We start from the raw sequence: 25,059 nt of genomic DNA on the forward strand, positions 1-25,059 counted from the left end.
GGAATGACTCAGTTTCACCGCATCGCCGCGCTACTGGCACTGGCTTTTGTACTCGGTGGTTGCACCAGCAAACCGGTTTACAACGCCAAGGAAGAGTTCTCGCCCAACCTCGGCTTCACCCAGCAACAGATGAGCCGCGCGATCGTCACCGCGCTCAATGACCGCCAATGGGTCGTGCAATCGGTACGTCCGGGCATGATCAAAGCGGCGATCACCGTACGCGGCCGTCATCACGCCGAAGTCGACATCCCGTTCACCCCGACCTCGTTCGAAATCGACTATCGCAGCAGCTACGGCCTCGACGCCAGGGACGGCAAGATCCACGGCAACTACAACCGCTGGGTCAACCGTCTGCGTGACAACGTACTCAAAGAACTGTCGATCAACCCGGACATCGAAGCCGTCAACAACCTGGGCATCATCAAACAGGGCGCCGACGAGCCGACCTACCTGAGCTTTCGCGAAGGCGTCAAACGCGCCACCGACGCCGGCCTGCTCGACGGCAGCGTGAAGTTCTACCTGGCCGGCGAAACCCTGCCAAAACAGGTGCGCAAACTCGACACCGTGAGCAGCAGCCGCAAGACCAACGGCTCGAACAAGTCCGACGAAGACGCCTGCTTCTGGGCCCTGCAATCGGCGCTGGCAACGCTGCAAAACGCCGCGAAAAAAGCTGACGCCAATGCGGTGATCAATATCGCAAGCGTCGACCAGCGCGACCTGTACAAAGACACCGAAAAATTCCAGTGCCGCGCGGGAATGGTGGTATCGAGTGTGGCGCTACGTGGGGATCTGGCGCACGTGGATTGATGGGACGGCACAAACGACAAGGGGCGCCAATTGGCGCCCCTTGTCTTTGTCACACGGGTGGCGCTGAAGGGGGATTTGGTGCGGTTGCCCTAACGGCAAGATCAAGAGATCGCAGCCTTCGGCAGCTCCTACAATGGAACTCGCGTTTTCCTGTAGGAGCTGCCGAAGGCTGCGATCTTTCAAGCGGACTCGACCTTGCGCGTGAGCAATTCAACAAACGCCTTGGCCATCGGCGATTTCTGGTCTTTGCGCTGCACCAGCCACACTGCTGAAATCGCCTCCGGATCGAGCAACGGCCGGTAAACCACGCCGTCGATGCGCATCCGCTGATAGGACGCTGGCAGCACCGAAACCCCGAGCCCCGCCGCGACCAGACCGATAATGGTCATCGCCTCGCCGGCCTCCTGGGCAAAGTGCGGGCTGAAACCGGCTTCACGGGCCAGGCTCAATAATTGCGCGTAAAGACCGCTGCCGTAGCTGCGCGGAAAAAACACGAACGGCTCCAGCGCCAGCGCCGAGAGAAACAGGCCTTCGTCGCTGCCCTGGGCCAACGGATGCTTGGAGCTGAGCACCGCCACCAACGGCTCACGCATCAACTCCACCACACTCAGCGAATCCGGCAAACCGAGCGGGCGCATGATGCCCACTTCAATCGACTGATCGACCAGTGCCTCCGCGACCATGGTGCTGCTCATCTCGCGCAGGTTCAGGTGCACCGCCGGGAAGCGCTGACGAAAGGAAAAGATCGCCTGCGGAATCGTCGAGTTGAACGGCGCCGAGGAGGTGAAGCCGATCTTCAACTCGCCAAGCTCGCCCAGTTGCGCGCGCCGGGCAACGTCCGCCGCCTTGTCGACCTGCGCCAGCACCAGCCGCGCCTCCTGCAGAAACAGGCGGCCGGCCTCGCTCAGCTCGACCCGACGATTGGTGCGCTCGAACAACCGCGCGCCAAGCTGCTGCTCCAGCGCCTGAATCTGCTGGCTCAGCGGTGGCTGCGAGATACCCAGCACCTGCGCGGCCCGACCGAAATGCAGTTCTTCGGCGACAGCAATGAAGTAACGCAGATGACGCAATTCCATGTGAACCCCATTAGGTCGTCAAAGCTATCAAACAGGTCGAACAATATATTGGATAGAAACATTAGCCAGCTATATGATTTTTTCCATTGCCTGCCTGGCCGCCCCTCCGAGGTTTGAAGTGAAAACTGCCGTTGCGCCACTTGCCCATGAAGTCCCGCCCGCTGCCGGCGGCGACGATGCCATCGCCGAGCTGCAAGAGATCTACATCGAAAAGGGCACACCGGCGTTCATGCGCACCGTCCTGGCGTTGTTCTGTGGCGGCTTTGCGACATTCGCCCTGCTTTATTGCGTGCAACCGATGATGCCGCTGCTGTCCCACGAGTACGGGATCAACGCAGCGCAGAGCAGTCTGATTCTGTCCGTGGCAACCGGCATGCTGGCTTTCGGTCTGCTGATCACCGGGCCGGTTTCCGATCGCATCGGGCGCAAACCGGTGATGGTCGCGGCACTGTTTGCCGCGGCACTGTTTACCATCGCCAGTTCGATGATGCCGAGCTGGCACGGCGTGCTGGTCATGCGCGCACTGATCGGCCTGTCGTTGAGCGGTCTGGCGGCAGTGGCGATGACCTATCTGAGCGAAGAAATTCATCCACAACACATCGGTCTGGCGATGGGCTTGTACATTGGCGGCAATGCGATCGGCGGGATGAGCGGACGTTTGATCACCGGCGTGCTGATCGACTTTGTCAGCTGGCACACAGCAATGCTGGTGATCGGCGCTCTGGCGCTGGTCGCAGCGGCGGTGTTCTGGAAGATCCTGCCGCCGTCGCGCAACTTCCGCGCCCGCTCGCTGCACCCGCGCAGCCTGCTCGACGGCTTCACCATGCACTTTCGCGACGCCGGCCTGCCGCTGCTGTTCCTTGAAGCGTTCGTGCTGATGGGCGCGTTTGTCACGCTGTTCAACTACATCGGTTATCGCTTGCTGGCCGCGCCGTACAACCTGGATCAGGTGTTTGTCGGCTTGCTCTCGGTGGTCTACCTGTCCGGGATCTACAGCTCGGCAAAAATCGGTTCACTGGCGGACAAGCTGGGGCGACGCAAAGTGCTGTGGGCGACCATTGCGCTGATGTTCGTGGGGCTCGCGCTGACGATTTTCACGCCGCTGTTGCTGGTGATCGTCGGCATGCTGGTGTTCACCTTCGGCTTCTTCGCCGCGCACTCGGTGGCGAGCAGCTGGATCGGCCGGCGGGCGTTGAAGGCCAAGGGACAGGCGTCGTCGCTGTATCTGTTCAGCTATTACGCCGGGTCGAGCATTGCCGGGACGGCGGGTGGGGTGTTCTGGCATTTGGGTGGGTGGCACGGGATTGGCCTGTTTATCGGCTCGTTGTTGCTGATTGCGCTGCTGGTGGCATTGAAGCTGGCGAAGTTGCCGCCACTTGGTGGTGTGAAAGCTTAAAAGCAAAAGATCGCAGCCTTCGGCAGCTCCTACAGGGAAACGCGAATCCCAATGTAGGAGCTGCCGAAGGCTGCGATCTTTTGATCTTGATAAACGCCCGGGCGTTTTATTGGGCGACGATCACTCGTGATACTGCGCCGACAGTTCATGCACCGCACGCAGGAACGCACCGGCATGTTCCGGATCAACTTCCGGGGTGATGCCATGACCCAGGTTGAACACGTGGCCGCTGCCCTTGCCGTAGCTGGCCAGGATGCGTCCGACTTCGCTGCGGATCGCTTCCGGCTTGGCGTAGAGCACGGTCGGGTCCATGTTGCCTTGCAGCGCGACCCTGTCGCCGACGCGGGCGCGGGCGTTGCCGATGTCGCAGGTCCAGTCCAGGCCCAGTGCGTCGGCGCCAGCATCGGCGATGCTTTCCAGCCACAGGCCGCCATTCTTGGTGAAGAGGATCACCGGTACTTTGCGACCGTCGTTTTCGCGGATCAGACCGCTGACGATTTTCTTCATGTAGGCCAGGGAGAATTCCTGATACGCCGCCGCCGACAGGTTGCCGCCCCAGGTATCGAAAATCTGCACCGCTTGCGCGCCGGCCATGATCTGGCCATTGAGGTACGAGGTCACCGATTGCGCCAGCTTGTCGAGCAGCAGGTGCATGGCTTGCGGGTTGTCGTAGAGCATGGCCTTGGTCTTGCGGAAGTCTTTCGACGAGCCGCCTTCGACCATGTACGTGGCCAGGGTCCACGGGCTGCCGGAGAAACCGATCAGCGGTACGCGACCGTTGAGTTCGCGACGGATGGTGCTGACCGCGTCCATGACGTAGCCGAGGTCTTTGTGCGGATCAGGGATCGGCAGGGCTTCGATATCGGCCAGAGTGCTGACGACTTTCTTGAAGCGCGGGCCTTCACCGGTCTCGAAGTACAGGCCTTGGCCCATGGCGTCGGGGATGGTGAGGATGTCGGAAAACAGGATCGCCGCGTCCAGTTGCGGATAGCGGTCCAGCGGTTGCAGGGTGACTTCGCAGGCGAATTCCGGATTCATGCACAGGCTCATGAAGTCGCCGGCATGGGCGCGGCTGGCGCGGTATTCCGGCAGGTAGCGGCCGGCCTGGCGCATCATCCACACAGGGGTGACGTCAACGGGTTGCTTGAGCAGGGCGCGCAGGAAACGATCGTTCTTCAGGGCAGTCATGTCGGCATCCGGAAAAAAAGTGCGGGCATTTTCTCAGAGCGCGAGGCAAAAGGCACGGCTGTGGGTCAGCCTTTTGTCTATCGGGTCAATTTATCGCGCTGGAACACGATTTTCGCACCACCCTAAAACAACTGTGGGAGCGAGCCTGCTCGCGAAGAGGCCGGCACATCCAACATTGAAGTTGGCTGACAGACCGCTTTCGCGAGCAGGCTCGCTCCCACAGGGTTATTGCGTTTAGCTCAGGCGCCGGGGTCAGACGCCCAGGTAATCGAGGATCCCCTCGGCGGCATTGCGCCCTTCGAAGATCGCCGTCACCACCAGGTCGGAACCGCGCACCATGTCGCCACCAGCGAAGATTTTCGGGTTGCTGGTCTGGTGCTTGTACTGACCTTGCTCAGGCGCAACAACTCGGCCCTGGCTGTCGGTCTGGATTTCGAATTGCTCAAACCATGGCGCCGGGCTCGGGCGGAAGCCGAAGGCGATGACCACGGCGTCGGCCGGGATGATCTCTTCGGAACCCGGAATCGGCTCTGGGCTGCGACGGCCGCGGGCGTCCGGTTCGCCGAGACGGGTCTCGACCACTTTCACGCCTTCGACCTTATCTTCACCGACGATAGCGATCGGCTGACGGTTGTAGAGGAATTTCACGCCTTCTTCTTTGGCGTTCTTCACCTCTTTGCGCGAGCCAGGCATATTCGCTTCGTCACGACGATAGGCACAGGTCACCGACTTGGCGCCCTGACGGATCGAGGTGCGGTTGCAGTCCATTGCCGTATCGCCGCCACCGAGTACCACAACCTTCTTGCCTTTCATGTCGACGAAATCTTCCGGCGACTTTTCAAAGCCCAGGTTGCGGTTGACGTTGGCGATGAGGAAGTCCAGTGCGTCGTAAACGCCCGGCAGGTCTTCACCGGCAAAGCCGCCCTTCATGTAGGTGTAGGTGCCCATGCCCATGAACACCGCATCGTATTCGGCGAGCAGTTGCTCCATGGTCACGTCTTTGCCGACTTCGGTGTTCAGGCGAAACTCGATGCCCATGCCGGTGAAGACTTCGCGACGATTGCTCAGCACGGTCTTCTCAAGCTTGAACTCGGGGATGCCAAAGGTCAGCAAGCCACCGATTTCCGGGTTCTTGTCGAACACCACCGGGGTCACACCGCCACGCACCAGCACATCGGCACAACCCAGGCCCGCCGGGCCCGCGCCGATGATCGCAACGCGCTTGCCGGTCGGTTTGACCTTGGACATGTCCGGGCGCCAGCCCATGGCGAACGCGGTGTCGGTGATGTACTTCTCGACCGAACCGATGGTCACCGCGCCGAAACCGTCGTTAAGGGTGCAGGCACCCTCGCACAGACGATCCTGCGGGCACACCCGGCCGCAGACTTCCGGCAGGGTGTTGGTCTGGTGCGACAGCTCCGCGGCCTGGAGGATGTTGCCCTCGGCCACCAACTTGAGCCAATTGGGAATGAAATTGTGCACCGGGCACTTCCATTCGCAGTACGGGTTACCGCAACCCAGGCAGCGGTGGGCCTGATCGGCCGACTGCTGGGGTTTGAACGGTTCGTAGATTTCGACGAACTCTTTCTTGCGTTGACGCAACAGTTTCTTCTTCGGATCCTTGCGCCCGACATCGATGAACTGGAAGTCGTTATTGAGACGTTCGGCCATCTTCAAAACCTCATCACAGCAGCTTCAAGCTACTAGCTTCAAGCTGCAAGAAAATCACTCTGCAGGCACATCGCGCACTGCTGTTAACTTGCGGCTTGTAGCTTGCCGCTTGCAGCTACGTCTTTATTGTGGGCTTGCACGAGTACTGGAGAGCAGAGATTTCAAGCTCGCCGCCTTAGGCTTGACCAGCCAGAAACGACGCACGTAATCGTCGAGATTCTCGGCGAGTTCACGACCCCACTCGCTGTCGGTTTCGGCGACGTACTCGTTCAGCACGTTCTGCAGGTGGCTGCGATAGGCCTCCATCGCCTCGCCGCTGATCCGCTGGATCTCCACCAGTTCGTGGTTGACCCGGTCAACGAAGGTGTTGTCCTGATCGAGCACGTAGGCGAAACCACCGGTCATGCCCGAGCCGAAGTTGTAACCGGTCTTGCCCAGCACGCAGACGAAACCACCGGTCATGTACTCGCAGCAGTGATCGCCAGTGCCTTCCACCACCGTGTGGGCACCGGAGTTACGCACGGCGAAACGCTCGCCTGCGGTGCCGGCGGCGAACAGCTTGCCGCCCGTGGCGCCGTACAGGCAGGTGTTGCCGATGATGGCGCTTTCCTGAGTTTTGTAGACGCTGCCCTTCGGCGGCACGATGACCAGCTTGCCGCCGGTCATGCCTTTGCCGACGTAGTCATTGGCGTCGCCTTCAAGGTACATGTTCAGACCGCCGGCGTTCCACACGCCAAAGCTCTGCCCGGCCGTGCCTTTGAAACGGAAGGTGATCGGCGCCTTGGCCATGCCCTGATTGCCGTGCTTGCGCGCGATTTCGCCGGAGATCCGTGCACCGATCGAGCGGTCGCAGTTGCAGATGTCCAGATCGAACTCGGCGCCGCTGAGGTCATTGATCGCCGACGAGGCCATTTCGACCATTTTCTCGGCCAGCAGGCCTTTGTCGAACGGCGGGTTGCGCTCCACGCCGCAGAACTGAGGCTTGTCCGCCGGGATGTGATCACTGCCCAAAAGCGGCGTCAGGTCCAGATGATGTTGCTTGGCGGTCTGGCCTTCGAGGATTTCCAGCAGATCGGTGCGGCCGATCAGCTCTTCGAGGGAACGCACGCCGAGCCTGGCCAGCCACTCACGGGTTTCTTCGGCGACGTAGGTGAAGAAATTCACCACCATGTCGACGGTGCCGATGTAGTGATCCTTGCGCAGCTTCTCGTTCTGAGTCGCGACGCCGGTGGCGCAGTTGTTCAGGTGGCAGATGCGCAGGTATTTGCAGCCCAGCGCGATCATCGGCGCGGTGCCGAAGCCGAAGCTTTCGGCGCCGAGGATCGCCGCTTTGATCACGTCGAGACCGGTTTTCAGGCCACCGTCGGTCTGCACCCGGACTTTGCCGCGCAGGTCGTTGCCGCGCAGGGTCTGGTGGGTTTCAGCCAGGCCCAGTTCCCACGGCGCACCCGCGTATTTGATCGAGGTCAGCGGCGAAGCACCGGTGCCGCCGTCGTAGCCGGAGATGGTGATCAGGTCGGCATAGGCTTTGGCCACACCGGCGGCGATGGTGCCGACGCCGGCTTCTGCCACCAGTTTCACCGACACCAGTGCCTGCGGGTTGACCTGCTTGAGGTCAAAGATCAGCTGCGACAAGTCTTCGATCGAATAGATGTCGTGGTGCGGCGGTGGCGAAATCAGGGTCACGCCCGGCACCGCATAACGCAGCTTGGCGATCAGACCGTTGACCTTGCCGCCCGGCAGTTGCCCGCCCTCGCCCGGCTTGGCGCCTTGCGCAACCTTGATCTGCAGCACTTCGGCGTTGACCAGGTATTCCGGGGTTACACCAAAACGGCCAGTGGCGACCTGTTTGATTTTCGAGCTTTTGATGGTGCCGTAACGCGCCGGGTCTTCGCCACCTTCGCCGGAGTTGGAACGCGCGCCGAGGCGGTTCATGGCTTCGGCCAAGGCTTCGTGGGCTTCCGGCGACAGCGCGCCCAGCGAGATACCGGCGGAGTCGAAGCGCTTGAGCACCGATTCCAGCGGCTCGACTTCACTGATGTCCAGCGGCGTGTCGAGGGTCTTGACCTTGAACAGATCGCGAATCATCGACACCGGGCGGTTGTCCACCAGCGAGGTGTATTCCTTGAACTTGGCGTAGTCACCCTGCTGCACAGCGGCTTGCAGGGTGTTGACCACATCCGGGTTGTAGGCGTGATATTCGCCACCGTGGACGAACTTCAGCAGACCGCCCTGCTGGATCGGCTTGCGCGGACTCCAGGCTTCGACGGCCAGGGCTTTCTGCTCGGCTTCGATGTCGACGAAACGCGCGCCCTTGATACGGCTCGGCACGCCACGGAAGCTCAGCTCGCAAACTTCTTCGGAGAGGCCGATGGCCTCGAACAGCTGCGCCCCACGGTACGAAGCGATGGTCGAAATACCCATCTTCGAGAGGATCTTGAGCAAGCCCTTGGTGATGCCCTTGCGGTAGTTCTTGAACACCTCGTAAAGGTCGCCCAGCACTTCACCGGTACGGATCAGGTCGCCCAGCACTTCGTAGGCCAGGAACGGATAGACCGCCGAGGCGCCGAAACCGATCAGCACGGCGAAGTGGTGCGGATCGCGTGCGGTGGCGGTTTCAACGAGGATGTTGGAATCGCAGCGCAGGCCTTTTTCGGTCAGGCGGTGGTGTACCGCGCCAGTCGCCAGAGAAGCGTGAATCGGCAGTTTGCCCGGGGCGATATGGCGATCGCTCAGGACGATCTGGGTACGCCCGGCGCGCACGGCTTCTTCAGCCTGATCGGCGACGTTGCGGATCGCCGCTTCGAGGCCGAGGCTTTCGTCATAGTTGAGGTCGATGATCGCCCGTTCGAAACCCGGTCGGTCGAGATTCATCAGCGAGCGCCACTTGGCCGGCGAGATGACTGGCGAGCTGAGGATCACCCGCGAGGCGTGTTCCGGGGACTCCTGGAAAATGTTGCGCTCGGCGCCAAGGCAGATTTCCAGCGACATGACGATCGCTTCACGCAACGGGTCGATCGGCGGGTTGGTGACCTGGGCGAACTGCTGACGGAAATAGTCGTACGGCGTGCGCACGCGCTGGGACAGCACGGCCATCGGCGTATCGTCGCCCATCGACCCGACGGCTTCGTAGCCCTGCTCGCCGAGCGGACGCAGCACCTGATCGCGCTCCTCGAACGTGACCTGATACATCTTCATGTATTGCTTGAGCTGATCGACGTCGTAGAAGGCCGAACCGTGGTCGTTGTCTTCCATGGTCGCCTGAATGCGCAGGGCATTCTTGCGCAGCCATTGCTTGTACGGATGACGGGATTTCAGACGGTTGTCGATCGCATCGGTATCGAGGATCTGCCCGGTTTCGGTGTCCACGGCGAAGATCTGGCCCGGGCCGACACGGCCCTTGGCGAGCACGTCTTCGGGCTGGTAGTTCCACACGCCGATTTCCGACGCCAATGTGATGAAACCGTTCTTGGTGGTGACCCAGCGCGCCGGGCGCAGGCCGTTACGGTCGAGCAGGCACACCGCGTAACGACCGTCGGTCATGACCACGCCGGCCGGGCCGTCCCACGGTTCCATGTGCATCGAGTTGTATTCGTAGAACGCACGCAGATCCGGGTCCATGGTTTCGACGTTCTGCCACGCTGGCGGAATGATCATCCGCACACCACGGAACAAATCGATGCCACCGGTGACCATCAGTTCGAGCATGTTGTCCATGCTCGAGGAGTCGGAACCGACACGGTTGACCAGTGGACCGAGTTCTTCCAGATCCATCAGATCGTTGGTGAACTTGGTCCGACGGGCCTGCGCCCAGTTGCGGTTACCGGTGATGGTGTTGATCTCGCCGTTGTGGGCGAGGAAGCGGAACGGCTGGGCCAGCGGCCATTTCGGCAGGGTGTTGGTGGAAAAGCGCTGGTGGAACACGCAGATTGCGGTTTGCAGACGCTCGTCGCTCAGGTCCGGATAAAACGCGGCCAGGTCGGCCGGCATCATCAGGCCTTTATAGATGATGGTCTTGTGGGAAAAGCTGCAGATGTAGTGGTCGGTGTCAGCCGCGTTGGCCACCGACGAACGGCGACGGGCGCTGAACAGCTTGACCGCCATGTCCTGATCGCTCAGGCCTTCGCCACCGATGTAAACCTGCTCGATCTGTGGCAGACGCTCAAGGGCCAAACGGCCAAGGACGCTGGTGTCGATTGGCACTTTGCGCCAGCCGATCAGTTGCAGGCCCTCAGCGAGGATCTCGCGGTTCATGTTCTCGCGAGCAGCTTCGGCCTTGGCCGGATCCTGATTGAAAAACACCATGCCCACCGCATATTGCTTGGGCATTTCGACGCCGAAGCTTTCCTGGGCAATGGCTCGCAGGAAGGCATCGGGCTTTTGAATCAGCAGACCGCAACCGTCACCGGTCTTGCCGTCGGCATTAATCCCACCGCGGTGGGTCATGCAGGTCAGGGCCTCGATGGCCGTTTGCAAAAGGGTGTGACTGGGCTCGCCCTGCATATGAGCTATCAGGCCGAAACCGCAGTTATCCTTGAATTCATCTGGTTGGTACAGACCTGCTTTCATAGACACTTTCTCACCAGGCTGCCTCTATTGGAGGCAAATTTCTTTTCAATTCAACCACTTGCGTTCCGCGCCGAACGTACGCCGGCTTAGCGGGGGCAAAAGGGTGGTCATTGTACACAGCGACACAGAGGCTCACAAATTTGACGACGAACTGTCGCAAATTCATGTCGCATTTGTGAAAGGTTTAAAGCGATCTGCTGTGCTAGTCAAAACTTTTTTAAATTCTGACCGCAACGACTCAAAAACTACTGTGACGCAGACACCACAAGGCACGCGGTCGCATGGACGGTTGGCGCTTGCTGGCGAACCGCGTTGCACGCCAACGTGTGCGAGGCAAGGCGCGGGATGCTGCCAATGGTTGTTCCCTTGGCAAATCCCGCAACGCAGCCTCGCACACGTTGGCGCGCAACCCGAAGGGACGCGCCCCATTTTTCGCTGGGCAGCGTTGCTCGGAACTTATTTGGAAAAACCAAACTACGTTCCTCACGCCTTGCCCAGCAAAAAATGGGGCGGCGTCGCGGTCGTCAGCAAGCGCCAACCGTCCCTGGAGACGGCGCGCACTTATGGAGATTTTGAGGTGCCGGGAGAGGCGGCCTGGGTAAGGCCGCCGAATCTTCAGCGAGTTGTTGCCAGTTCCTGTTGGACGCTGGCGACAGTGCGAGGCCAAGGTTTACCAGCCTGAACCTTCGCTGGCAAGGCCTTGATGGCAGAAACGGCCGCATCACGATTGGCAAAGTTGCCGTAGGTGATCACGTAAAGCGGCTTGCCGTTGAGGACTTTCTTGAAATAACGGTACTCGCCGCCCTGCTCCTTGACGAAGTTCTGTGCGGCGGTTTCCGAGCTGGTGCCGAGGATCTGCACAACATAGTTGCTGGTCGGCTGACCGGCGTACCAACTGCCACCGGCCGCTTTGGCAACGGTGACCGGCTTGTCGGCAGGCTTGGCCGCGGTGGCCGGTTTGGCCGGAGCAGGTGCCGGCTTCGCGGCAGGCGCCGGTGTTGCCGGAGCAGGCTTGGCCGTGGCGATTTGCGTCGGTGCCGGGGTGGGCGCTGGCTTGGCTGCGGGGGTCGGAACCGGGGTCGGTGCAGGACCGGCCGGAACGCCGGCCGGCGGTGCGGAAGTGGTCACGGTTGGCGGCGTTTCGCTGGAGCCCTCCAGCGGCACACCGTCGTCACCTTCGGTGATGCCACCGGCGGCCTCGGCCAACGGGCCACGCATGACCGGTTGCGAGTTGCCGACCAGCGGCAGTGGCATTGGCTGGGTGTTGCCGGCGAATTCAACGGACGGGTTGGCGCCGTTCGCTGCGCCCTGACCCAATGGCAGTTGCGCCTGTTCATTGGCCGGAGCACCGGTGGTCGGTGCCTTGCTGCGACCCGGCATCAGCCAGGCGGCGGCAACCGCGACCACAACGACGGCGGAAATCGCCAATACGTGTTTCTTCGGCATGTTGAACCCCATACTTGGACGCTTGACCGCGGAGCGGCTGGCAATCATGACTTCGATCAGAGCATCGCGAGCGACCTGGTTGATGTTGCCCGGCCAGCCCTCGGAGCTTTCGTGAATATCAGAGATCTGATCTGCGGTGAAAAGTTCGACACCCCGACCCGCGCCTTCCAGCCGCTGGTCGAGATATTCGCGGGTCTCTTCTTCGGTGTACGGCTGCAATTCGATGACGTGGAAGCGCTCTTCTTCGAGCTGCAATGCCTCGAGCTGAGCGATCAGCGACGACTCGCCGAAGAGGAATACATGCGGACGACCTTCCGGAGTGCCCGCGCCCAGCGCCATCAACGCTTCCAGCGCAGACTCGTCGAGCTGCTCGGCATCGTCCACCAGCAGATAGACTTCCTGCCCGGTCAGCCCCAGTTGCACCACCTGCTCGAGAATCGCGCCGACTTCGGCCTGGGCGACATCCAGCGCCTGCGCCACCTGGCGCAGTACGCCGGCCGCATCACCGGCACCACGGGCGGAAACCACCACGCTCTGCACCGATTGTTTGTTGGTGCTGGCCACCAGCGCCTGGCGCAGCAGGGTCTTGCCGCTGCCCTGCGGGCCGGTCACCACCAGCAGCAACTGGCTGTAACGGGCCAGATGATGCAGTTGCCCCAGCACCGGCTTGCGCTGGGCCGGGAAGAATTTGAAACCCGGCACCCGTGGGGCGAACGGATCGTGACTTAACTGAAAATGGCCGAGAAACGCCTCGTCGGCATGCAAACTAGTCATCGGAATCGTTTTAACCTTTAAGCTGAGCCAAGGCGCGGTAATCCGCTCCCAGCGTGGCCTGTAGAACCTCTTTCGGATAATCGTCGGTCACTACCGCTTCGCCCATCCGGCGCAGCAGCACCAGGCGCAGACGACCGTCGATCACTTTTTTATCAATTGCCATGTGTTGGAGAAAATCCGCTTCAGTCATTTCTTCCGGCGGAATGACGGGCAGACCGGCGCGCTGGAACAGACGAATACCGCGATCACGTTCCTGCTCGCTGATCCAGCCCAGACGCGCGGACATCTCCAGCGCCATCACGGTACCAGCCGCCACCGCCTCGCCATGTAGCCAGACACCATAGCCCATGTGGGTTTCGATGGCGTGGCCGAAGGTGTGGCCGAGGTTGAGCGTGGCGCGCACACCGGTTTCCTTCTCATCGGCGCCGACCACGGCAGCCTTGGCCGCGCAGGAGCGCTCGATCGCATAGGTCAGGGCGGTTTGATCCAGCGCACGCAAGGCGTCGACGTTGTCTTCCAGCCAGGTCAGGAACGGTTCGTCGCAAATCAGGCCGTACTTGATGACTTCCGCCAGCCCCGCCGACAGTTCGCGCTGCGGCAGGGTTTTCAGCGATGCGGTATCGATCAGCACCACGTTCGGCTGATAGAACGCGCCGACCATGTTCTTGCCCAGCGGGTGGTTGATGCCGGTCTTGCCACCAACCGACGAATCGACCTGCGACAGCAGCGTGGTAGGAATCTGGATGAAATCGACACCGCGCTGATAGCAGGCGGCAGCGAAACCGGCCATGTCGCCGATCACCCCGCCGCCCAAGGCGATCACGGTGGTGCGGCGGTCGTGTCGGGCGCTCAGCAGACCGTCGAAAATCAACTGCAGGGTTTCCCAGTTCTTGAAGGCTTCGCCGTCGGGCAACACCACCGAGATCACCGAGAACTGCGCAAGGCTGCGGGTCAGACGTTCAAGATAGAGCGGCGCGACGGTTTCGTTGGAGATGATTGCCACCTGCCGCCCGTGGATATGCGGTGCCAGCAGTTCGGGCTGATCCAACAGACCTTCGCCAATATGAATCGGGTAGCTGCGCTCGCCTAGATCGACCTTGAGTGTCTGCATGTGTCCCCACAGTGAAGATGGAAGCAGGCATCCTGCCCTGAAATTATTGGTGTTCTGCGACCTGTAGCGGTATGACGCCGCTCGCCCGGCATCCGCCACACACTCGGCGGGCGCTGACAGGACGCCGAGGATAGCGCATTTCGGGCGCGGCTTTAACGGGGTGGCAACTGCGCGAGGCGATCAAGAATGTCGAGCACCACCATGCGTGGTGGCCGCTCGTCGGTTTCCACCACCAGATCGGCGATTTCCCTATAGAGCGGATCGCGGATCTCCAGCAAATCACGCAGGGTTTTCGCCGGATCAGCGGTGCGCAGCAGCGGCCGATTGCGATCACGGGAGGTGCGGCCGACCTGCTGCTCGACGGAGGCGTGCAGATACACCACGCGCCCGCCTTCGTGCAGGGCCTTGCGATTGGCATCACGCATCACCGCGCCGCCGCCGGTCGCCAGCACCACGCCGTCGAACGCGCACAGCTCGGCGATCATCGCCTGCTCGCGGTCACGAAAGCCGGGCTCGCCTTCCTTGTCGAAGATCCATGGGATATTGGCACCCGTGCGCAGCTCAATTTCCTTGTCGGAATCCTTGAACGGCAGGCGCAGCTCTTTGGCCAGCAATCGGCCGATGGTGCTTTTGCCAGCACCCATCGGTCCTACAAGTATCAAATTTCGCACAGAATCAACGACTCACAGCAATCGCCTGGTTATTCATGATACGCGGAGTGAGAAATACCAGCAGCTCGGATTTTTTCTCCGAAACCACATCACGCCGGAAAAGGCGGCCAAGATACGGCACATCGCCAAGAAATGGCACCTTATCTACGACCTTGCTCTGAGTATTTGAAAAAACGCCACCAATGACGATGGTCTCGCCGTCATTGACCAGCACCTTGGCGTTGACCTCGTTCTTCTTGATCGGCGGCACATCCTGCACTTTGTTCAGGTAGTCCGGTTCGTCCTTGGTGACCTTGACCTCCATGATAATGCGGTTGTCCGGGGTGATCTGCGGCGTAACTTCCAGTGACAGCGAGGCCTCCTTGAACGACACCGAGGTCGCGCCACTGGAGCTCGCCTCCTGATACGGAATCTCAGTGCCTTTGAGGATCTTGGCGGTTTCCTTGTCCGAGGTCACCACCTTCGGCTGCGAGACGATTTCGCCGTTGCCGGTCTTTTCCATCGCCGTCAGCTCCAGATCCAGCAACACGTTGTCGGTGATGAACGCGATGCCGATCCCGGAGGTATTGTTCACCGTGCCCATGTCGACGAACGGCGAGTTGGTGCTGGTGCTGCCCGGCGTGCCGATGGTGCTCGACGAGCCGTTGACCCCGGAGGCGTTCCAGTTGCCCTTGTTCTGCACCGAGCCGCCCCAGCGCACGCCAAGGCTTTTGTCGTAATCGACGTTGGCTTCGACGATCCGTGCCTCGATCATCACCTGACGTACCGGAATATCCAGTTGCGCAACGATCCGCCGTAATTCGTCGAGGCGGTCCTGGGTCTGGTAGGCAATGATGTTGTTGGTCCGCTCATCGACGGTAATCGAACCGCGCTCATCCACCTTCGCCTCGGCACTGGTGACCGACTGGAACAGCTTGGCAATGTCCGCCGCCTTGGCGTAATTGACTTGCAGCAGCTCGCGACGCAGCGGCGCCAGCTCGGCGATCTGTTTCTGCGACTCCAGTTCCTGGCGCTCGCGGGCGGCGATTTCATCAGCCGGAGCGACCAGCAGCACATTGCCGATCTTGCGTTTGTCCAGCCCCTTGGTTTTCAACACCAGATCCAGCGCCTGATCCCACGGCACATTCTGCAGGCGCAAGGTGATGCCGCCCTGCACGGTGTCACTGGCCACCAGGTTGAGATTGGTGAAGTCAGCGATCAGTTGCAGCACCGAGCGTACGTCGATGTCCTGAAAATTCAGCGAAAGTTTGTCGCCGACGTAAGCCTGACGGTCGGCGTTGCGCTTTTGCAGGTCGTCGACGCTCATCGGCCGAATGCTCACGGTGAGCTTGTTGTCGGTCTGGAACGTGGAATAGTCGAAGGTGCCACTGGGCTCGACGCTGATCACCGTGCGATCGCCGCTGACTGCGGCGTTGACGAACTGCACCGGGGTGGCGAAATCCTTGACGTCGAGTCGCACGCGAAGTTTTTCCGGCAATTGCGTGCGGGCGAAGCTGAGGATGATCTTGCCATCGTGCTCCTGGACATCCGGGGCGATGGTCGGGTCGGACAGGTCGATGACCACGTTGCCCTCGCCCTCGGTACCGCGCTGGAAATCGACACCGCGAATCGACCGGGTTCGCGGCACGAATGGTTTAGCGGTTGGCGCCGCGGCCGTGGCAGTACGCGGTGCAGCGGCGGCCGGGCGCGGCGCAGTCGCAGAGGCGCCCTGACCGATCACCACAAACAGATTATTGCCCTCGACCCGCGTGCTGTATGGCGCCAATTGCGTCAGGCTGACAATCAGCCGCGTACGATCCTTGGCTTGTGCCACCGTCGCCGTGCGCGCATTGCCACTGCCCAGATCGAGATTTCTGCTGGCCAGCTGGCTGGTCACGCCCGGCAGATCCAGCGCTATGCGCGCTGGCGACTCCGTGGTGTAACCCTTGGGAGGCGGCGGCGGGCCGTCGAACGACAGCTTCAGTTCGACCCGGTCCCCCGGCAGCGCTGCAACATCCAGCGCCTTCAGATTGGCCGCAACTACCATCGGCGATATCAACGCTATCCATAGCGAAAAACCGAGGGTGGAGAAAATCCTGTTCATTGTTCGACTTCCACTATGAGTGCTCTTTCAAAGGAATGGTGCGCGGCCGCTCCAGCCAGGCGCCGGCGCCGTCGGGCACGATCTCCACCACGTCGACCTGGGTGGCGCTGATGGCAACAATCCGACCATCGTTGCGGCCCAGGTAATCGCCGACCTTCAGGCGATGCACTCCGCCCGCGCCGCGTAATAGCGCAAACGAGCCCGAGGCGTTGGCAATCGTGCCGACCATTTCGAACTGCTCGATATTGAACCCTTCAAGGTATTGCTTGACCCGGTTGGGGTCGGGTTTGACGTTGCGCGAGCCGTGCTTCTGCCCGGCCAGATCGACCCGCGCCTGGCGCGAAAACGGGCTGCGCAGATTGGCGGCGCTGTAGGTGAATGTGGGGTATGACCGGAATGTCGGCGTTGGTTCAATCTTGCCCGGCGGACGCAGACGTACTTCGTTGAGGTAAGCATCGAGGTCGCTGAAGTCGTCGCCACCACCGCAACCGCTCAACGCCAGCACCACCGGCAGGACGAGATAACGAATCGGGGTCATTTTTCCAGCCCCTTGTCGTTATAGCGGTACGTCTTGGCCAGAATGCTCATGCGCAGCTTCGGCCCGCCTTCGGGGTTGGCCGGCGCCAGTTCGAAATCGTGGAGGGTGACGATGCGCGGCAGTCCGGCAACGCCGCTGACAAAGGTCGCCAGGTCGTGATAGGCGCCGGTCACGGTGATCTGGATCGGCAATTCGATGTAGAACGGCTGGGTCACTTCCGGCAGCAATTTGATTTCTTCGAATTCCAGACCGCTGCCCAGACCCGTGCGGGTAATGTCTTCGAGCAGGCCCGGCACCTCAGTGTCGCTGGGCAACTGCCGGAGTAGTACACCGAAGGTGTTTTCCATCTCCTTCATCTGCTGGACATACAGCTCAAGATTGGCGGACAGGCGCGCCTTGCTGGCGAACTGTTCCTTGAGCGTGGTTTCCTCCTCGCGCTTGAGGTCGAGTTGGTTTTCCAGGTCACTGATGAAAAAGTGATAGCCAAGCGCGAGGATCAACACCATCACCAGCGCACCGCACAAGGTTTTCACCGCAGGTGGCCAGGAACCGATGTTGCTGGTATCGAGGTCGTTGAAATCGATGTTGCGCAGGCTTGCCAGCCACTCGGAGGCTTTCATTGTTCGTCCTCCACGACCTTGGGCTGGGTCTGACGAACGGTCAGCTGGAAGACGTTGGCCTGTTCGACCTGATCGGCGCTGGTGGCCTTGACCTCATTCAGACTCGGCGCATCGAACCAGTCGGAAGCATCGAGATTGCGCATCAGCTCGGAGACCCGGTTGTTCGACTCGGCCGCGCCACTGATGGACAGGGTTTTGCCGGCCATTTTCACATCGGAGAAATACACACCGTCCGGCAAGGTCCGCGCCAGTTGATCGAAGATGCGTCCGCTGATCTGCCGATTGCCTTGCAGGTCCTGGATGATGCGCATGCGCTCGACCAGTTGCTGGCGGCGTGCCTTCAGCTCGCCGATCTGCTTGATGCGCTCATCGACCACGGCGATCTGCTTGCCGATGTAATCGTTGCGCGCCATCTGCCGCTCGATGGCCGCGCTGATGATCTGATCGGCAATCAGTACTGCGCCGATCGAGCCGGCCAGCACGCCGATCAACACCAGCAGAAAGCGTTTGCGTCGCTCTTCGCGGCGCTCCTCGCGCCAGGGCAGAAGGTTGATCCGCGCCATCAGTCGAAACTCCTGAGCGCGAGCCCGCAGGCAATCATCAAGGCCGGCGCGTCACTGGCCAGCGCACCGGCATTGACCTTGCTGCCCAGGGCCATGTCGGCAAACGGGTTGGCGACCTGGGTCGGGGTGTTCAGGCGCTGTTCGATCAGGCGATCCAGCCCGGGCACCGACGCCGTGCCGCCGGCGAGCAGGATATGGTCGACCGCGTTGTACTGGCCAGACGCGAAGAAGAACTGCAGAGAGCGCGAAACCTGCTGCACCAGCGCCTCGCGAAACGGCTGCAAGACCTCGCTGACGTAATCGTCGGGCAGCCCGCCCTGCTTTTTCGCCAGCCCTGCCTGCTCGACGGTGAGGCCGTAGCGGCGCTGGATTTCTTCGGTGAGCTGGCGCCCGCCGAACAACTGCTCGCGGGTATAGATGATCTTGCCGTTGTGCAGGACGCTGAGAGTGGTCATGGTGGCGCCGATGTCGACGACCGCCACGGTCAGGCGCTCCTGGGAGGCGGCCAGATGCGTCGCCAGCAGGCCAAACGAGCGCTCCAGCGCGTAGGCCTCGACATCCACCACCCGTGCGGTCAACCCGGCGAGCGCCAGCGCCGCCTCACGCACCTCGACGTTTTCCTTGCGACAGGCGGCGAGGAGCACATTGACTCGTTCCGGATTGCGCGGCGAAACGCCCTGGACTTCGAAGTCGATGGCGACCTCGTCCAGCGGATAGGGAATGTATTGGTCGGCCTCGATCTTGAGCTGGCTTTCCAGTTCGTCGTCGGACAGCCCGGCGTCCATTTCGATGACCTTGGTGATCACCGCGGAACCGGCCACTGCCACCGCCACGCTCCGTACACCGGTGCGCGCCTTGACCAGCAAGCGGCTCAGCGCCTGCCCGACGCCCTCGAGCTCGGCGATGTTCTTTTCGACCACGGCGTTCGCCGGCAACGGCTCGACGGCGTAGGCCTCGACCCGGTAGCGCTCGCCCTGACGGCTCAGTTCCAGCAGCTTCACCGACGTGGAGCTGATGTCGATCCCCAGTAACGCATTGGTCTTTTTATTGAAGAGTCCCAGCACTACCAATTCCCTATGACTTTCCGTGAGTTACGGACTCTGTAATACGCATTGCGTTCCTTCACCCCCGTCTTGACAGAAGCGCCAATGACGCCCCCGACGGAAAAGTGCTTATAATGCCCAGCGATTTTTTCCGCTATTTACTGCCAGCGCGCAGGGCTATGTGTGTAGCCACAGCCCCGTGCCAAATTCATTCTTTGCCCTGGATGTCCAAAAGCCTTGATTCGTCTGCTGAAATTTCTCGGTTGGTCCATCGTCGCCGTTTTCTGCGGACTGCTCTTAGGTCTCAGCGGCGCGTTTCTTTACCTTAGTCCGGGTTTGCCATCTGTGGAGGCCTTGAGAAGCATTCAGTTGCAGATTCCTTTGCGCGTCTACAGCAGCGACGACAAGTTGATCGCAGAATTTGGCGAAATGCGCCGCACGCCGATCCGTTTCGCCGACATTCCACCCAATTTCATAAATGCGTTACTAAGTGCTGAAGACGACAATTTTGCCAATCACTATGGCGTCGATCCGAGCAGCCTGATGCGCGCGGCGACCCAACTGGTCAAGAGCGGACACATTCAGTCCGGCGGCAGCACCATCACCATGCAGGTAGCGAAGAACTTCTTCCTCACCAGCGAACGCAGCTTCTCGCGTAAAACCACGGAAATTCTGCTGGCCCTGCAGATCGAGCGGCAGCTGACCAAGGACGAAATCCTCGAGCTTTACGTCAACAAGATCTATCTGGGGAACCGCGCCTACGGCATTGAGGCGGCGGCGCAGGTGTATTACGGCAAATCGATCCGTGACGTCAGCCTCGCGCAGATGGCGATGATCGCCGGCCTGCCGAAGGCGCCGTCACGCTTCAATCCGTTGGCCAACCCGGCACGCAGCAAGGAACGCCGCGACTGGATCCTCGGACGCATGTACAAGCTGGGCAAGATCAGCGAAGCCGATTACACCGCGGCGATCAACGAACCGCTGAACGCCAGCTATCACGTGCCAACCCCGGAAGTGAATGCCCCGTACATCGCCGAAATGGCTCGTGCCGAAATGGTCGGTCGCTATGGCAGCGACGCTTACACCGAAGGCTTTCGCGTCACCACCACGGTGCCGAGCAATCTGCAGGAAATGGCCAATACCGCACTGCACGAAGGCTTGATGACTTACGACCAGCGTCACGGCTACCGTGGCCCCGAGTCGCGCCTGCCGGGCAAGACGCGCGAAGCCTGGGCCAGCGAACTGACCAAACAACGCACCATCAGCAGCCTTGAACCGGCGATCGTCACTCAGGTCGACAAGAACGGCTTGCAGGTTCTCACCCGCACCGGTGAAGAACATGTCGCCTGGGACACGATGAAATGGGCGCGGCCGTTCCTCAATACCAACAGCATGGGCGCCAACCCGCGTCAGCCGTCGGATGTGGCGCAGGTCGGTGATCTGATTCGCGTACAGCGCCAGAAAGACAATTCGCTGAAATTCAGCCAGATACCGCAGGCCCAGGGCGCGCTCGTGTCGCTCGATCCGCAGAACGGTGCGATCCGTTCGCTGGTCGGCGGTTTTGCCTTCGAGCAGAGCAACTACAACCGTGCTCTGCAGGCCAAGCGGCAGCCGGGTTCGAGCTTCAAACCGTTCGTCTACAGCGCTGCGCTGGATAACGGCTACACCGCCGCCAGCCTGGTCAACGATGCGCCAATCGTCTTTGTCGACGAGTACCTGGACAAGGTCTGGCGGCCGAAGAACGACACCAATACCTTCCTTGGCCCGATCCGCTTGCGCGAAGCGCTGTACAAGTCGCGCAACCTGGTGTCGATCCGCTTGCTGCAGGCCATGGGTGTCGGCAAGACCATCGACTACATCACCCGCTTCGGCTTCAACAAGCAGGACCTGCCGCCGAACCTGTCGCTGGCGCTGGGCACCGCGACGCTGACGCCGATGGAGATTGCCACCGGCTGGAGCACCTTTGCCAACGGCGGCTACAAGATCACGCCGTACATCATCGACAAGATCGAAAGCCGTAACGGCGACACCCTGTTCGTCGCCAACCCGCCGACCGTGCCGCAGGGCGGCTCGGCGACCGACGGCATCGCGGCGCCGGCTACCGAGTCGTTCACGGTCAATGCCACACCGGTTGCCGGTCAAACCCCGGAAAATCCGGCAGTGCCGCAAGCGCCAGCCGTGGCCGAGCGGATTGTCGATGGGCGCACCACCTACATCCTCAACAGCATGCTGCAGGACGTGATCAAACTCGGCACCGGCCGCCGTGCGCTTGCCATGGGTCGCAGTGACATCGCCGGCAAGACCGGTACCACCAACGAATCGAAAGATGCCTGGTTCTCCGGCTACAACGCCGATTACGTGACTACGGTCTGGACCGGTTTCGACCAGCCGGAAAGCCTCGGTCGCCGGGAGTTTGGCGGGACCGTGGCGCTACCGATCTGGATCAACTACATGTCGGCCGCGCTGAAAGACAAGCCGCCGCATGTCCAGCCTGAGCCGGAAGGTTTGCTCAGCCTGCGGGTGGATCCAGTCAGCGGTCGCGCAGCGACGCCGAGCACGCCGGGGGCCTACTTCGAACTGTTCAAGGCTGAAGACACGCCACCATCGGTGAATGAGCTGGGTAACGGCACGGTGCCGGGCAGCCCACTGCCGGCGGATGAGCAGGCGCCGATCGATCTGTTCTGATGCCGAGCTAATGAAAAGCCCCGCCTTCGTGAGAAGAGCGGGGCTTTTTATTGCCCGCGGGAGCAAGATCAGAAGATCGCAGCCTTCGGCAGCTCCTACATTTTGCAATGCGCTCCCCTGTAGGAGCTGCCGAAGGCTGCGATCTTTTCACCTGTCCAACAAAAAGCCCCGGCTCTCACGAGCCGGGGCTTTTGCTTGAAACGCTACAGCGGCTTAGCCGTTGAACACGTCATCCACGCTTTTCAGCGGGTAGTTCTTCGGATACGGCAGGGTCGCCACGCCGGTCTCGATCGCGGCCTTGGCCACGGCGTCGGAGATCAGGGTGATCAGGCGCTTGTCCATTGGCTTGGGAATGATGTACTCACGGCCGAATTCCAGTTTGATGCCGCCATAGGCGTCGCAGACTTCCTGGGGCACTGGCAGCTTGGCCAGTTCGCGCAGGGCGTTGGCGGCGGCGACTTTCATTTCTTCGTTGATGCGCTTGGCGCGTACGTCCAGGGCACCACGGAAGATGAACGGGAAGCCCAGCACGTTGTTGACCTGGTTCGGATAGTCCGAACGACCGGTGGCCATGATCACGTCGCTACGGGTAGCGTGCGCCAGCTCCGGGGAGATTTCCGGATCCGGGTTGGAGCAGGCGAACACGATCGGGTTGGCCGCCATCGACAGCAAGCCTTCAGGGCTGAGCAGGTTCGGGCCGGACAGACCGACGAACACGTCTGCGCCTGCCAGTGCGTCTGCCAGGGTGCGCTTCTCGGTGGCATGGGCGAATACGGCTTTGTACTGGTTCAGGTCGTCACGACCGGAGTGGATCACGCCGGTACGGTCAACCATGAAGATGTTTTCAATGCGAGCGCCCATGCTTACCAGCAGTTTCATGCAGGAGATGGCGGCAGCGCCGGCGCCCAGGCAGACGATCTTCGCGTCCTGCAGGGTTTTGCCAGCGATTTCCAGGGCGTTGATCATGCCGGCAGCGGTAACGATCGCGGTGCCGTGCTGGTCATCGTGGAACACCGGAATGTCGCACTGCTCGATCAGCGCGCGTTCGATCTCAAAGCACTCTGGCGCCTTGATGTCTTCCAGGTTGATGCCACCGAAGGTGATGGAGATGCGCTTGACGGTGTCGATGAAGGCCTGCGGGCTTTCCGAGTCGACTTCGATGTCGAACACGTCGATGCCGGCGAAGCGCTTGAACAGCACGCCTTTACCTTCCATCACAGGCTTGGAAGCCAATGGCCCGAGGTTGCCCAGGCCGAGAATCGCGGTGCCATCGGAAATGACTGCCACCAGGTTGCCCTTGCCGGTGTATTTGTAAGCCAGTTCAGGATCGCGAGCGATCTCGCGCACTGGTTCAGCTACGCCGGGGCTGTAGGCCAGCGACAGGTCGCGGGCGGTAGCAGTGGCCTTGGTGAGCTCGACACTCAGCTTCCCCGGACGAGGATTGGCGTGATATTCGAGAGCGGCAGTTTTCAGATCAGACATTTTGGCATTCCGCTTTTTTACTGTTGGACAGACTGGTCAGCGAGGATACGCGCCTCGCAAAGTCCCCACAAGACTGGGCAGTCACCGCTGTCAAGCGCCCTGCCCTACGACTTTGGGCCAAGAGCCACGGCGCACAAGGGCTGGACTGTTCACAATCAACCGGAAAAATGTCTACAATTTTTATTCAGCGCGACTCTTGCAGCATTGAAGGAGCGGTCAACGGCAACAACCAGCGCGACTCACCCGCTTGCAGCCCGCCGCGCCGTGATCGATCCACCACCCAACCACGCGCCTCGATTTGCCGGCCCTTCAGCGCCTGCAATCGAGCAATGTCGAATTGCCCGAGCAGATTGGGTGCAACGCGCAATACAAGCGAGTCCTGCAACTCGATCCAGATTCCGCCGCGATTGCGTTGCACCTTGCTCACCCGAGCGCTGACTACGGCGAAACCCGAGCGCTGGATCTGCTGAGCTTTGAGTACCGGCGACTGCCGCCAGAGGCCCAGTCCGGCCTGTCGCGCAGTGCGTTCGGCGGCCTGCTGGCAGGTGACAAGATCGACGTTTGGCGCCACCGCAACCTGAAAACCGAGGCCCTCGGCGAGCATTTGTGCTTCGAGATTGGCGCCACTGGCGCTGTAGACATGCGCAAGCGTACGTCCGTAGTGGTCTTTGGCCTGCTTGCCGGGCAGCAAACCGACCCGGCCGCCGCTGTCATCGACCAGCGCCTGCAGGCCTTTGCGCGCCGCGACGGCGAACGGCTCGTCGCCGCGGCCCTGTTTGCCCAGCTCAGGCGTATTGAGGCCGATCATGCGAACGCTGCGGCCGTCGCTCAGACGCAGCGTGTCGCCATCGACCACCCGCTGCACGCTGACACTGGTCAGGCCTGCGGGCGCCGGGCAGAAGGCCTGCGCGGTGCACAGCCAAATCGCAGACATAAAAAAGGCGCCCGCAAGGGACGCCTTTTTCATCAGTCTGGAGAAGTCGAGACGACCTTCCAAAATGATCAGCCTCAGGCTTTTTTGCCGACGCCGAAAGTAGCGAAACGGTCTGCGAACTTCTGCACACGGCCGCCGGTGTCCAGAGTCTTCTGCTTACCGGTGTAGAACGGGTGGCATTCGTTGCAAACGTCGATCGCCAGGGCTTTGCCGTAGGTCGAACGAGTTTCGAACTTGTTACCGCAGCTGCAGGTAACAGCAATTTCCGGGTAGTTCGGATGGATATCGGCTTTCATGGTGTCTTCCTCAGGCTAGCGTGCCGCCACCCAACACTATTGTTGAATACCGCACGTAATTAGGCCGCGGATTCTACCAGACCTTTTCAATCACGCAAGCTGTCAC

The 25,059-nt window shown here is 61.0% G+C and carries 18 protein-coding genes; 3 read left to right on the plus strand and 15 right to left on the minus strand.

What is annotated here, in order from left to right; translation table 11 throughout:
* The first annotated feature begins 3 nt into the window (after positions 1-3).
* Positions 4-807: a hypothetical protein gene (locus tag VNV36_RS02525; protein WP_325715933.1), complete on the plus strand. Its 804-nt coding sequence runs from the start codon at positions 4-6 to the stop codon at positions 805-807.
* A 179-nt stretch (positions 808-986) separates the two neighbouring features.
* Here VNV36_RS02525 and VNV36_RS02530 read toward each other — a convergent pair whose 3' ends face one another.
* Entirely contained in the window at positions 987-1,883 is an 897-nt protein-coding gene (locus VNV36_RS02530) for a LysR family transcriptional regulator (RefSeq protein WP_325715935.1), read from the minus strand.
* A 118-nt stretch (positions 1,884-2,001) separates the two neighbouring features.
* On the opposite strand from VNV36_RS02530, the gene VNV36_RS02535 reads away from it, so the two are divergent.
* Positions 2,002-3,279 carry an MFS transporter gene (locus tag VNV36_RS02535; protein ID WP_325715937.1) on the plus strand — a complete coding sequence of 426 codons (1,278 nt, stop codon included), beginning with the start codon at positions 2,002-2,004 and terminating at the stop codon, positions 3,277-3,279.
* Positions 3,280-3,399: 120 nt separating this feature from the next.
* Here the strand turns inward: VNV36_RS02535 and hemE are convergent, their stop codons facing one another.
* From hemE to VNV36_RS02590, 11 genes are all read right to left on the minus strand, one after another.
* Positions 3,400-4,467, minus strand: coding sequence for a uroporphyrinogen decarboxylase (gene hemE, locus VNV36_RS02540; protein WP_325715939.1), 1,068 nt, complete (start codon positions 4,465-4,467; stop codon positions 3,400-3,402).
* 252 nt (positions 4,468-4,719) lie between these two features.
* Positions 4,720-6,138: a glutamate synthase small subunit GltD family protein gene (locus tag VNV36_RS02545; RefSeq protein ID WP_007909438.1), complete on the minus strand. Its 1,419-nt coding sequence runs from the start codon at positions 6,136-6,138 to the stop codon at positions 4,720-4,722.
* Between the two features lie 123 nt (positions 6,139-6,261).
* Positions 6,262-10,707, minus strand: coding sequence for a glutamate synthase large subunit (gene gltB, locus VNV36_RS02550; protein ID WP_325715943.1), 4,446 nt, complete (start codon positions 10,705-10,707; stop codon positions 6,262-6,264).
* 615 nt (positions 10,708-11,322) lie between these two features.
* On the minus strand, positions 11,323-12,927 hold the full coding sequence (locus tag VNV36_RS02555; RefSeq protein WP_325715945.1) for an AAA family ATPase: 1,605 nt from the start codon (positions 12,925-12,927) through the stop codon (positions 11,323-11,325).
* A gap of 10 nt (positions 12,928-12,937) precedes the next feature.
* Positions 12,938-14,038: a 3-dehydroquinate synthase gene (gene aroB, locus VNV36_RS02560; RefSeq protein ID WP_325715947.1), complete on the minus strand. Its 1,101-nt coding sequence runs from the start codon at positions 14,036-14,038 to the stop codon at positions 12,938-12,940.
* A 152-nt stretch (positions 14,039-14,190) separates the two neighbouring features.
* Entirely contained in the window at positions 14,191-14,709 is a 519-nt protein-coding gene (gene aroK, locus VNV36_RS02565) for a shikimate kinase AroK (protein ID WP_024011270.1), read from the minus strand.
* A 4-nt stretch (positions 14,710-14,713) separates the two neighbouring features.
* Entirely contained in the window at positions 14,714-16,792 is a 2,079-nt protein-coding gene (locus tag VNV36_RS02570; RefSeq protein WP_325715952.1) for a type IV pilus secretin PilQ, read from the minus strand.
* Between the two features lie 13 nt (positions 16,793-16,805).
* Complete coding sequence (locus VNV36_RS02575; protein WP_325715954.1) at positions 16,806-17,330, minus strand: pilus assembly protein PilP; 525 nt, start codon at positions 17,328-17,330, stop codon at positions 16,806-16,808.
* On the minus strand, positions 17,327-17,950 hold the full coding sequence (gene pilO, locus VNV36_RS02580; protein ID WP_325715956.1) for a type 4a pilus biogenesis protein PilO: 624 nt from the start codon (positions 17,948-17,950) through the stop codon (positions 17,327-17,329). Before pilO ends, VNV36_RS02575 begins: the two co-directional genes overlap by 4 nt.
* Positions 17,947-18,513, minus strand: coding sequence for a PilN domain-containing protein (locus VNV36_RS02585; protein WP_325715958.1), 567 nt, complete (start codon positions 18,511-18,513; stop codon positions 17,947-17,949). The genes pilO and VNV36_RS02585 overlap by 4 nt, the downstream gene beginning before the upstream one ends.
* Positions 18,513-19,577, minus strand: coding sequence for a pilus assembly protein PilM (locus VNV36_RS02590; protein ID WP_325715960.1), 1,065 nt, complete (start codon positions 19,575-19,577; stop codon positions 18,513-18,515). Before VNV36_RS02590 ends, VNV36_RS02585 begins: the two co-directional genes overlap by 1 nt.
* A gap of 219 nt (positions 19,578-19,796) precedes the next feature.
* Here VNV36_RS02590 and VNV36_RS02595 point away from each other — a divergent pair, with 219 nt between their 5' ends.
* Positions 19,797-22,241, plus strand: a complete 2,445-nt coding sequence (locus VNV36_RS02595; RefSeq protein ID WP_414705491.1) for a penicillin-binding protein 1A — start codon at positions 19,797-19,799, stop codon at positions 22,239-22,241.
* 213 nt (positions 22,242-22,454) lie between these two features.
* Here the strand turns inward: VNV36_RS02595 and VNV36_RS02600 are convergent, their stop codons facing one another.
* From VNV36_RS02600 to rpmE, 3 genes are all read right to left on the minus strand, one after another.
* Positions 22,455-23,723 (minus strand): malic enzyme-like NAD(P)-binding protein, encoded by a 1,269-nt coding sequence (locus tag VNV36_RS02600; RefSeq protein ID WP_325715964.1) that lies wholly within the window; start codon positions 23,721-23,723, stop codon positions 22,455-22,457.
* A gap of 184 nt (positions 23,724-23,907) precedes the next feature.
* Positions 23,908-24,690, minus strand: a complete 783-nt coding sequence (locus VNV36_RS02605) for a thermonuclease family protein (RefSeq protein ID WP_325716001.1) — start codon at positions 24,688-24,690, stop codon at positions 23,908-23,910.
* A 41-nt stretch (positions 24,691-24,731) separates the two neighbouring features.
* On the minus strand, positions 24,732-24,953 hold the full coding sequence (rpmE, locus tag VNV36_RS02610) for a 50S ribosomal protein L31 (protein WP_041477565.1): 222 nt from the start codon (positions 24,951-24,953) through the stop codon (positions 24,732-24,734).
* Positions 24,954-25,059: the final 106 nt, after the last annotated feature.

The organism is Pseudomonas sp. (genome assembly GCF_035554175.1).
GTDB lineage: Bacteria > Pseudomonadota > Gammaproteobacteria > Pseudomonadales > Pseudomonadaceae > Aquipseudomonas.